This window comes from Microbacterium sp. Cr-K20, from assembly GCF_000708325.1.
In the GTDB taxonomy this organism is placed as follows: Bacteria; Actinomycetota; Actinomycetes; order Actinomycetales; family Microbacteriaceae; genus Microbacterium.
The window spans coordinates 1-10,422 of sequence record NZ_JARE01000027.1; the positions used below are offsets into that span (position 1 = coordinate 1).

The following is a 10,422-nucleotide window of genomic DNA, read 5'->3' on the forward strand; positions in this document are numbered from 1 at the left end:
CGGGAGCCGGGCGCACGTGCGGGGCGCGCTCGGGGACCAGGGCCGTGACGGCAGCGGTCGTGACATCTTCCAGCGCAGCCGAGATGGCAGCCTTGCGCAGCAGGTCCTTGACGTCACGGCGCTGCTCGGGGAGCACGACGGTCACGACGGTGCCGGCAGCACCGGCACGGGCCGTACGTCCGGAACGGTGCAGGTATGCCTTGTGCTCGACGGGCGGGTCGACGTGGACGACGAGGTCGACGTTGTCGACGTGCACGCCACGGGCGGCGACGTCGGTCGCGACGAGAACGCGCACTCCGCCGTCTTCCGGTGCGGCGGAGAAGGCGCCGAGGTTGCGCTCACGAGCGTTCTGCGACAGGTTTCCGTGCAGGTCGACGGCCGGAATGCCGGCAGCCGTGAGCTGCTTCGCGAGCTTCTTCGCCTGGTGCTTGGTGCGGGTGAAGAGGATGCGGCGGCCGGTGCCGGAGGCGAGCTCCTTCACGAGAGCGGTCTTGTTGTCGGTGGAGTCGACGACCAGCACGCGGTGGGTCATCTCGCCCACGGGCACGCTCTCTTCATCGACCTCGTGGCTGACCGCGTTCGAGAGGAAGCGGCGCGCGAGGGTGTCGATGCCGCGGTCCAGCGTCGCGCTGAACAGCAGACGCTGGCCACCGGCCGGCGTTGCGGTGAGGATGCGGGTGACGCCGGGGAGGAAGCCGAGGTCGGCCATGTGGTCGGCCTCGTCGAGCACGGTGACCTCGATCGCGCTGAGGCGCACGACCTGCTGCTTCATGAGGTCTTCGAGTCGACCGGGGCAGGCCACGACGATGTCGACGCCGCCGCGCAGCGCCTGCTCCTGCGGACGCTGGCTGACGCCGCCGAAGACGGTCGTGACGCGCAGACCGGCAGCTTCGGCGAGCGGGGCGATGGTCGCGGCGATCTGCGTCGCGAGTTCACGGGTCGGGGCGAGGACGAGTCCGCGCGGGAGGCCGGCGCGGCGCTGACCGCCGGATGCGGCGAGGCGCGCCACGAGCGGCAGGGCGAAGGCGATGGTTTTGCCGCTGCCCGTGCGTCCGCGGCCGAGCAGGTCGCGTCCCGCGAGGGAGTCGGGAAGGGTGTCGCGCTGGATCGCGAAGGCCTCGGTCTTGCCCGAATCGGCGAGAACGGCGGCGAGCTCGGCGGGAACGCCGAGTTCAAGGAAAGTAGACATGCAGAAACTCCGTCAGCGCACGAGTGATCGGCGCGAGATAAGGGGTGAGGTGGGCGACGGCGCAGGAATTGCGCATCGGTTCGCCGTTCGAAATGCCAGCTCATGCTGGTGGTGGGAGCAGTTCTGCTCGCTTCGGTCCTCGGAGACCCCATGACGACGACGATGTTGCAGCACCGGCGGTGCGGACAACGGTGTCAGTCTACCAGTGCGTGCATGCCGTCGGCTGCATGCCGCCTCCACGCGCGGGTCGCGGGCTGACGATGAAGGCGCGCGGGCGGCTCTCAGGCGTGGAGGGCCTCGTTGAGCGTCACGCCCACTCCGGCGCGGCGCACGGCCTCGACGGCGCCGCTGAGGGAGTTCCGTCGGAAGAGCAGTCCGTCCTGGCCGGAGAGCTCTCCGCCCTTCACGGTCTTCCGTGCGCCGTCCGGCGTCACCGGGCCGTCGACCAGCACGATCTTCGTCCCGGCGGTCACGTACAGGCCCGCCTCCACGACGCAGTCGTCGCCGAGGGAGATGCCGATGCCGGCGTTCGCTCCGAGCAGGGTGCGTGCACCGATCGACACCCGGTGAGTGCCTCCACCCGAGAGCGTGCCCATGATCGAAGAACCGCCGCCGATGTCGCTGCCGTCGCCCACGACGACGCCCTGCGAGATGCGTCCCTCGACCATGGAGGAGCCGAGCGTTCCGGCGTTGAAGTTGACGAAGCCCTCATGCATCACGGTGGTGCCGGGGGAGAGGTGTGCGCCGAGCCGCACGCGCGAGGCGTCGGCGATCCTGACGCCCGCAGGCTGCACGTAGTCGGTCAGCCGCGGGAACTTGTCCAGTCCCTGCACCTGGATGCCGGCGCGCTGGAGGTGCGGCCGCAGACGGGCGGCGTCGGCGGGGAGCACCGGGCCGGCGTTCGTCCAGGCGACGTTCGGCAGGTGGCCGAAGATGCCCTCCAGGTTCAGCTCGTTGGGGCGAACGACGAGGTGCGAGAGGGCGTGCAGTCGCAGGTACGCGTCGGCCGTGGAAGCGGGAGCTGCGTCGAGGTCGATCTGGAGCCGGATGATCTCGACGGTCACGTTCCGTCGCTCATCGGCGCCGACCAGGGGTTCGAGCGCGGCGACGGCGGCACCGTCTGCTGAGGCAGATCCCGTGCGGACATCCGGGTACCACGCATCGAGAACCGTGCCATCGCCGGCGATCGTGGTCAGGCCGATACCCCATACGGTGCGTGCGTCGCTCATCCCTCCACGCTATCGCGCCGGGAGGCGGGGGACTTCACGCATGACGGGGTAAGTAGGCTTGACCCATGGTGCTCGATCTGACCGCGTCCTCCGTCGACCTCACCCGTGCGATCTGTGACATCCCGAGCGTGTCCGGCGACGAGAAGACCCTCGCCGACGCGATCGAGGCGGCCATCACGCCGCTGACGCACCTCGAAGTCTTCCGCCACGGCAACACGATCGTCGCCCGCACCGATCTCGGGCGCGCGCAGCGCGTCGCCATCGCCGGTCACATCGACACCGTGCCGATCAACGCGAACCTGCCCACCAGGGACATCGAGATCGACGGCGTGCCCTATCTCTGGGGGCGCGGAACCGTCGATATGAAGGCGGGCACGGCGGTGCAGCTCAAGCTCGCGGCGGAGCTCACCGATCCCGCGATCGACATCACTTGGATGTGGTACGACAACGAAGAGATCGAGGCGTCCAAGAACGGCCTCGGCCTGCTCGCCGCGGTGCGACCCGACCTGTTCCGGGCGGACTTCGCCATCCTCGGCGAACCGTCCAACGGCGAGGTCGAGGGCGGATGCAACGGCACGCTGCGCGCGATCGTGCGCACGACCGGCGTTCGCGCGCACAGTGCACGAGCGTGGATCGGCGAGAACGCGATCCACCGTGCTGCTCCGATCCTGACGCGGCTCGCGGAGTACCGCGCCAGGGAAGTGCCGGTCGAGGGCCTTCTGTATCGGGAGAGCCTGAGCGCCGTGCGCATCGCCGGCGGCGTCGCGGGCAACGTCATCCCCGACGCATGCGAGGTCGAGGTCAACTATCGCTTCGCTCCCAGCAAGTCCGCGGCGGACGCCGAAGCGCACTTGCGCGGGGTTCTCGCCGGCTTCGAGATCGAGATCACCGATGCAGCCGAGGGGGCGCGCCCCGGACTCGACGCCGAGATCGCGCAGCAGTTCGTGGCGGCTGTGGGCGCCGAGCCTCGCCCGAAATACGGCTGGACCGACGTCGCCCGTTTCTCGGCGCTCGGCATTCCGGCGGTGAACTACGGTCCCGGCGACCCGCACCTCGCGCACCACGACGAGGAGCGCGTGCCGCTCGCGCAGATCGGCGCCGTGGAGCGGGGCCTGCGCGCATGGCTCACCTCGCGCTGAGCACTGCTCGCCGTTGGGCGCAGGCGCCGATCGCGCTGCGGATCGCGATCATCTACCTCGCGGCACGGGCAACGACCACGATCTTCCTGCTCATCGCCGCGTCGCTGTCGACGTCGTTCTCGCGCTTCGGGGCCGATGCCGGACTCGATGACTTCATCCTCGGGTGGGATGCCCAGTGGTACTGGCTCGTCGCCGAGTCCGGTTATCCGACCGAGCTTCCCCGGACCGAGTCGGGCGACGTCGCCGAGAACGCCTGGGCATTCATGCCCGTGTTCGCATTTGCGGCGAAGGCGGTGGGCTTCCTCTTCGGATCCTGGGGAGTCGGCGCTCTCCTGATCTCGCTCGCCGCGGGGTATCTCGCGTGCCTTGCGCTCCATCGCCTGCTTCGCGACCGCATCGGCGCTTCCGCCGCGCTCTGGGCGGTCGTGTTCTTCGCTGCCGGGCCGATCGCCGCGATGTTCCAGGTCGGCTACGCGGAGACCCTGTTCCTGCTGCTGCTGTTCCTCGCGCTCGACGCGACGATCCGACACGAATACGGCCGGCTCTACCTCCTGATCCCGGTGATGGCCTTCACCCGCCCCGGGATCCTCGCCTTCGCCCTGTACCTCGGGTTGCACGGCGTCGTGCGCTGGTTCCGGCGGAAGCAGGAACCCCTCTCCGGGCGGGAGATCACGCACATCGTCGCGCTCGGGGCGCTCGCGACCGCGGCGGGCTTCGCCTGGCAACTGATCGCCGGTGTCGTCACGGGCGATCCCGGTGCCTATCTCGCGACAGAACTCGCGTGGCGCCGGCACTGGATCGTCGGCGGCGTCGACGGTTTCCTGCCGTTCGAAGGATGGGTTCAGGCGTCGCAGTTCTGGTTCGCACTCTGGGGCATGCCCCAGTGGTGGGGCCCGGTGGCGCTCGTGCTGCTGGTCGCGGCTGCCGCCGTCACCCTCCTGCGCTCGCCCCAGGTGCGCGCCCTCGGCGGCGACCTCCGCCTGTGGAGCGCCAGCTACCTGCTGTACCTCCTCGCGGTGTTCTTCCCACAGTCCAGCACGTTCCGCCTGCTGCTGCCTCTCAGCCCGCTCTGGGGCGCCGTCGCGGTTCCTCGATCGCGGTGGTGGCGCGTCGGTGTGGTGGCTCTCTGCCTCCTGGGCCAATGGCTCTGGATCTACCACGTGTATGCGCTCGGGAGCACGTTCTGGCAGGTGCCCTGACGGTGTCGGGCGACCCAATTGTTGCTCGGTGACCTCCAGGTCCCGGTGACACCCGATAAACTCATTCCATACCACCGGAGGAAAGGGAGCCACGATGGCAGCGATGAAGCCGAGGACCGGAGACGGACCCATGGAGGCCGTGAAAGAAGGACGACTCATCATCGTGCGCGTTCCGCTCGAAGGCGGCGGCCGTCTGGTCGTCTCCGTGAACGACGCTGAGGCCAAGGAACTTCACGACGTGCTTGCCGCCGTCGTGGCACCGGCCTGAACGATCTGAGGTCCGCATCCGCGGACCGAAAGGGCGGTGGATCCTCGGATCCACCGCCCTTTGTCGATTCCGGGGCGTACCCGGGCGAGGCGACTCTCAGTCGCGGTCGGCGAGCCTGATCAGCTGGAGCAGTCCTTCACCTGCGGGCGACACGGTCGCCAACACGGCCGAGGACTCCTGGGTCTCCTGCACCAGCGAGCGGTAGGCCGACGTGACCTCATCACGCTGCACCGGGTCGGCCACGCGGCCGCCGCCGAGGATCCGCGGCACCAGCACCAGGCCGCCGGTGCGGGCGAGGCGGAGTCCGTGCTCGACGTACTCGATGATGTGGTCGGGGTCGGCGTCGACGAGCACGATGTCGTACGAGGACTCATTCATACGGGGGAGCACGTCGATGGCGCGCCCGGTGATGAAGCGGACCTTCGTGGACGGTACCTTCGCGTCGGCGAATGCCTGTCGCGCTGCCGCGAGGTGTTCGGGCTCGTTGTCGATCGAGGTGAGCACGGCCTGCGGCGCTCCGTGCAGCAGCCAGAGTCCGGAGACGCCGGCACCGGTGCCGATCTCGACGATCGAGCGTGCGCCGGTCGCGGCGGCGAGCACGGCGATCTGGGAACCGACGACGGTGCTGATCGGCATCGCGCCGAGCTCGACCGCGTGTGCGCGTGCGCGTGCGATGGAGTCGGGTTCCACGATGGACTCGCGAAGGAATCGCGCGTTCGCGTCGTGCTCGCTCATGGCCTGTTTCTCCCTGCCTGCCCAGTGGTTCCCTCCAGAGTATTCGCTCGGTGTACCCGCGGACCGCAGGCGCGACGGTAGCCTGTAGAGATGACGTTCGGGCTCACCTTCGAGAAGCTGCTGCTGATCGGTCTCATCGCGGTCCTCATCATCGGCCCGGAGCGTCTCCCGCGAGCTGCCGAGGGCTTCTCGCGCATGGTCCGAAAGGCCGGCGAGTACCTCCGCTCGACCAAGTCCCGCATGCGTGAGGAGATGGGTCCGGAGCTCGACGATGTGGACTGGCGCAAGCTCGACCCCCGTCAGTACGATCCCCGCCGCATCATCCGCGACGCGCTGTTCGAGGAGCCGCAGCCGACGACGACGCCGACGCAGGCGCGGGAGACGATCGCGGAGCCTGTCGCTCCCCGTGCGCTCCCGCAGGAGTTCAGCGCGAGCAACCGGCCGCCCTTCGATCCCGAAGCCACGTGACCCGAGGGCGGCTCGCCGATCGCGATGCCGTGGCATTCGGGTTCTCCGCTCTGTGCGCGTGCATCGGCGTCCTGATCTGGACGCTCTGGGTGTTGCCCGTCGCCGCTTCCGTGAGTGACGCCGATCCGGTTCCGCTGGGACGCGGGGCGACGGTCGAGCTGCAGGAGGGCGAGCGCGTCGGTATCTGGGGCAGCGGTGTCTCCGCGATGCTCGGGACGCTGGAGTGTTCGGTATCGGGTCCGGACGGCGCCGAGCTCTCTCAGCGCGCGGGACCCTCGCTGTCGTGGGACGACACGCTCTGGTGGATGACCCCGAAGCGCGGGTTCGAGCAGCACACGCAGTTCACCGCTGTCCGCGCGGGCGTCCACACCGTCACCTGCGCCGACTCGCTCGACACCTACGACGGCGAGTTCCTCGTCGCCGGGGACGCCTTCGGAAGCGGCGCCATCGGTCTCGGCCGCACGGGCGGGAACGACTTCGCCGTGGGGACGTTGCTGGCGTTCGGCGCGGTGTTCTGTCTTCCCGTCGCCGTGGTGCTGCCCGTGGTCATCCTGGTCCGCCGACGCGTCACCAGGCGAAGAAGCACGCGAGATGCCGAGCGCGCGCACGCGTCCTGGACGCAGTTCCCGGAGCCGTAGGAGAGCCGCACTCAGCCGATCGTCATCGGCAGCGAGCGGCCGGACAGGCCACGCCCCTGCCGAGCGAGGGTGCGGGCGAGATCGAGGATCGTCGTGGCCGCGGCATCCGTCGTCGCGCCGGCGACGATCGGGATGCCGGCGTCTCCGCCCTCACGGAGCGCGGGGCTCAGGGGAATGGAGGCCAGCAGCGGGACCGTGGTACCCGGCTCGGACAGCGCTTCGGCGACCGCCGCACCGCCACCCGAGCCGAACAGATCGATGACCGTGCCGTCGGGGAGCGCGTACGCCGCCATGTTCTCGATGACCCCGATCACCCGCTGACCGGTCTGCCGTGCGACGAGTCCGCTGCGGATCGCCACCTCCGCGGCAGCGGTCTGCGGGGTGGTCACCACGAGGACCTCCGCGTGGGGGAGGAGCTGGCCGATCGAGATGGCGATGTCGCCGGTGCCGGGCGGCATGTCGATGAGCAGCACGTCGAGATCGCCGAAGAACACATCGGTGAGGAACTGCTGCACAGTGCGGTGCAGCATCGGTCCACGCCACGCCACGACCGCCTCTCCGTCGCGGAGGAACATCCCGATCGAGATGGTCTTCACTCCGTGCGCCACCGGGGGCAGCATGAGGTCGTCGATACGAGTCGGCTGCGTCCCGGCGGGGATGCCGAGGAGCCCGGGAATCGAGAATCCGTGCACGTCGGCATCGACGAGGCCGACCGACAGTCCCTCGTCGGCGAGCGCCACGGCGAGGTTGGCGGTGACCGTCGATTTACCCACGCCGCCCTTGCCGCTGGAGACGAGGATCACGCGGGTGAGCGAGTCGGGACCGAAGGGCATCTGGCGGGCGGGCCTGCCGTCGCGGAGCTTCTCGGTCAGCGCCTTGCGCTCGGCCGGGGTCATCACGCCCACCTCGACGTCGACCGCGGCGATGCCGGGGACGGATGCCGCAGCCTCGCGCACATCGGACTCGATGCGCGCCGCCGCAGGGCAGCCCACGATCGTCAGGACGATGCCGACCTGAGCGCGGTCTCCGTCCACGGCGATCTCGCGGACCATGTCGAGCTCGCCGATGGGGCGGCGCAGCTCCGGGTCCGTCACCGCGGAGACTGCGGCACGGACGAGGTCGGCCCCGGTCACGATGCGGCGCCTGACGTCGGCTTGTCCCCGGTGTCTTCGAGCTCGGCGAGCAGAGCCTTCAATTCCTGCCGCAGCACGTCGCGCGTCACGGCCTGCGCGTTGCGCTCCTCGAGCGACATGCGCAGCGCCACGATCTCCCGGGCGAGGTACTCGGTGTCGGCGAGGTTGCGCTCCGCGCGCTGGCGGTCCTGCTCGATCTGCACGCGGTCGCGATCGTCCTGGCGGTTCTGCGCGAGGAGGATCAGCGGCGCGGCGTACGAGGCCTGCAGCGAGAGCATGAGCGTCAGGGCGGTGAAGCCGAGGGCGGCATCGTCGAAGCGGAGCTCGTCGGGCATCAGGGTGTTCCAGACGATCCAGACCACGCAGAACAGGCTGAGGATGACCAGGAACGCCGGGGTCCCCATCGCACGGGCGACCCACTCCGTGAACCGGCCGAACCGATCGCGCGAGGTCGTGCGGGGCCTCGTCGTGCTGCGGCCGGGGGCATCGAGGCGCGGCGACCGGGGCATCAGCGGGCCTCCTTCGCGGAGGACGAGGTGTCATCGCTGTCGTGCGATCGCCAGTCGTCGGGGAGCAGATAGTCGAGCACGTCGTCGATGCTGATCGCACCGACCAGGCGGTGGGCCGCGTCGATCACCGGCAGCGAGACGAGATCGTAGCTCGCCAGCAGTCTCGCCACCTCGGCGGCGGATGCGGTGACGGGAACGGGCTCGAGGCTGTCGTCGAGGATCGCGCCGAGTCGCTCGTGGGGCGGGTAGCGCAGCATCCGCTGGAAGTGCACGAGTCCGAGCAGACGCCCGGTCGGCGTCTCGAACGGCGGCAGGGTGACGAACACGGCGGCGGCCAGCGCGGGATGCAGCTCGTGGCGGCGGATCAGGGCCAGCGCCTCCGCGACGGTGGCGTCGGCCGAGAGGATGATCGGCTCCGGGGTCATCAGGCCACCCGCGGTGTCGGGACCGTAGCGCAGCAGCATCCTGACGTCTTCGGCTTCTTCCGGCTCCATCAGCTCGAGAAGCTGTTCGAGTCGGTCCGGGGCCAGCTGGGCGAGCAGGTCGGCGGCGTCGTCCGGTTCCATCTGGTCGAGGATGTCGGCAGCGCGCTCGTCGCCGAGACGATCGAGGATGTGCACCTGCTCGTCTTCGGGCATCTCCTCGAGGGCGTCGGCGAGACGGTCGTCCGACAGCTCCTCGGCCACTTCGATCATGCGCTGCTGCGGAAGATCGAGAAGGGTGTTGGCGAGGTCGGCGGCGTGCAGCTCCGAATACGAGGCGACGAGCTGCTCGGCGGACTGCGATTCACCCGGTGCACGCTGCTCGGCGACCTCGCTCCAGGCGGCGAATGTGGTCGGACCCTTCGCGAACGGCGAGGCGCTGGTCTTCGGGCGGCGGAGGAACAACTGACTGATCGCCCATTCGCCGAGGCGGTTCGGCTCGATCGCGACGTCTTCGATGACGGCCGTGCCGCTGCCGTCCGCGAAGCTCACGCGCCGTCCGAGCATCTCGGCGAGCACGCGCACCTCGCCGGCGCGGGGAGAGAAGCGCCGCACGTTGATCAGGCCGGTGGTGATGACCTGTCCGGACCGGATCGAGGTGACCCGGCCGATCGAGAGGAACACATGGCGTCGCCCCGGGATCTCCACGACGAGACCGATCACGCGGGGGGCCGCGGTACTTCGGTAGACGACGACGACATCCCGGACCTTGCCGAGCCGGTCGCCGAGGGGGTCGAAGACGGCGCACCCGGCCAGGCGCGCGGCGAAAACCCGTTGTGTGCTCACTTCTCCAGAGTAGTCGGCGGGTCCGGTCGAGGGCGGGATGGTCGCGCCTCGGGCCGTCGACCGGTACGCGTGGAAGAATAGCCGGATGAGTATGCTGAACCGCCCCGCGAGCGGCACCGAGACCGGCGAGATGGTCGCTTCGACGCGCGACTACGAGAGCGCGCAGAAGACGGTGTCGAAGCTGATCGCGGGGGAGGTGCCCGCACGGGACATCGCGATCGTCGGGCAGAGCGTGCGCACGGTCGAGCGTGTGACCGGAAAGCTGGGGTATGCGGCGGCCGCGCGTTCGGGTGCTGTCAACGGCGTCCTGATCGGCCTGTTCCTGTCGGCGATCCTCGTGATCGGCAACCCCGAGGTGCCGATCCAGCTCTTCGTCGGCTTCGTCTTCATCGGCGTCGCACTCGGCATGCTCCTGAGTCTCGTCACCTACGCGATCGTGCGTCGCCGGCGCGACTTCGCGAGCGTCACGCAGTTCGCGGCCGACCACTACGAGGTCACGGTGCAGACGGCATCGCTCGCGAAGGCCCGTCAGGTGCTCGGCGCGACGAAGACAGCGCCCGTGCGGCCGCCCGTGAACCTCGACGAGCCGCCGCGGTACGGCGAGCGGATCACGCCCGGTGCGGCGACTCCCGAGCCCGCGGAGCCCG

The 10,422-nt window shown here is 69.7% G+C and carries 12 protein-coding genes; 6 read left to right on the forward strand and 6 right to left on the reverse strand.

The genetic code is table 11. From position 1 onward, the window contains the following. Both GZ67_RS0104540 and dapD read right to left on the reverse strand, forming a co-directional pair. A partial coding sequence (locus GZ67_RS0104540; protein WP_029273777.1) for a DEAD/DEAH box helicase occupies positions 1 to 1,189 on the reverse strand: 1,189 nt, incomplete at its 3' end. 281 nt (positions 1,190 to 1,470) lie between these two features. Beyond that, positions 1,471 to 2,418 (reverse strand): 2,3,4,5-tetrahydropyridine-2,6-dicarboxylate N-succinyltransferase, encoded by a 948-nt coding sequence (gene dapD, locus GZ67_RS0104545; protein WP_029262058.1) that lies wholly within the window; start codon positions 2,416 to 2,418, stop codon positions 1,471 to 1,473. A gap of 65 nt (positions 2,419 to 2,483) precedes the next feature. On the opposite strand from dapD, the gene dapE reads away from it, so the two are divergent. The 3 genes from dapE to GZ67_RS20350 all read left to right on the forward strand — a co-directional run bounded on the left by dapE (position 2,484) and on the right by GZ67_RS20350 (position 5,024). Then, complete coding sequence (gene dapE, locus GZ67_RS0104550; protein ID WP_029262057.1) at positions 2,484 to 3,557, forward strand: succinyl-diaminopimelate desuccinylase; 1,074 nt, start codon at positions 2,484 to 2,486, stop codon at positions 3,555 to 3,557. Continuing rightward, entirely contained in the window at positions 3,539 to 4,756 is a 1,218-nt protein-coding gene (locus GZ67_RS0104555) for a hypothetical protein (protein WP_029262056.1), read from the forward strand. Before dapE ends, GZ67_RS0104555 begins: the two co-directional genes overlap by 19 nt. A 94-nt stretch (positions 4,757 to 4,850) precedes the next feature. After that, positions 4,851 to 5,024, forward strand: coding sequence for a DUF3117 domain-containing protein (locus GZ67_RS20350; protein WP_017203323.1), 174 nt, complete (start codon positions 4,851 to 4,853; stop codon positions 5,022 to 5,024). 96 nt (positions 5,025 to 5,120) lie between these two features. On the opposite strand, the gene GZ67_RS0104565 is transcribed toward GZ67_RS20350, so the two are convergent. Beyond that, positions 5,121 to 5,759: an O-methyltransferase gene (locus GZ67_RS0104565; RefSeq protein ID WP_029262055.1), complete on the reverse strand. Its 639-nt coding sequence runs from the start codon at positions 5,757 to 5,759 to the stop codon at positions 5,121 to 5,123. A 90-nt stretch (positions 5,760 to 5,849) separates the two neighbouring features. On the opposite strand from GZ67_RS0104565, the gene GZ67_RS0104570 reads away from it, so the two are divergent. Then, entirely contained in the window at positions 5,850 to 6,227 is a 378-nt protein-coding gene (locus GZ67_RS0104570) for a twin-arginine translocase TatA/TatE family subunit (protein WP_029262054.1), read from the forward strand. Beyond that, positions 6,224 to 6,865, forward strand: a complete 642-nt coding sequence (locus GZ67_RS0104575) for a hypothetical protein (RefSeq protein ID WP_029262053.1) — start codon at positions 6,224 to 6,226, stop codon at positions 6,863 to 6,865. Before GZ67_RS0104570 ends, GZ67_RS0104575 begins: the two co-directional genes overlap by 4 nt. Positions 6,866 to 6,876: 11 nt before the next feature. On the opposite strand, the gene GZ67_RS0104580 is transcribed toward GZ67_RS0104575, so the two are convergent. Genes GZ67_RS0104580 through GZ67_RS0104590 form a run of 3 tightly spaced genes read right to left on the reverse strand, consistent with a single transcriptional unit; the run spans position 6,877 to position 9,775 of the window. Next, complete coding sequence (locus GZ67_RS0104580; protein ID WP_029262052.1) at positions 6,877 to 7,998, reverse strand: Mrp/NBP35 family ATP-binding protein; 1,122 nt, start codon at positions 7,996 to 7,998, stop codon at positions 6,877 to 6,879. Further along, positions 7,995 to 8,507 carry a DUF1003 domain-containing protein gene (locus GZ67_RS0104585; protein WP_029262051.1) on the reverse strand — a complete coding sequence of 171 codons (513 nt, stop codon included), beginning with the start codon at positions 8,505 to 8,507 and terminating at the stop codon, positions 7,995 to 7,997. Before GZ67_RS0104585 ends, GZ67_RS0104580 begins: the two co-directional genes overlap by 4 nt. Continuing rightward, on the reverse strand, positions 8,507 to 9,775 hold the full coding sequence (locus tag GZ67_RS0104590) for a magnesium transporter MgtE N-terminal domain-containing protein (protein WP_029273778.1): 1,269 nt from the start codon (positions 9,773 to 9,775) through the stop codon (positions 8,507 to 8,509). Before GZ67_RS0104590 ends, GZ67_RS0104585 begins: the two co-directional genes overlap by 1 nt. An 85-nt stretch (positions 9,776 to 9,860) precedes the next feature. Between GZ67_RS0104590 and GZ67_RS0104595 the strand changes: the two genes are divergently transcribed. Then, the coding region (locus tag GZ67_RS0104595) for a general stress protein (protein ID WP_036330118.1) at positions 9,861 to 10,422 on the forward strand (562 nt) is incomplete at its 3' end.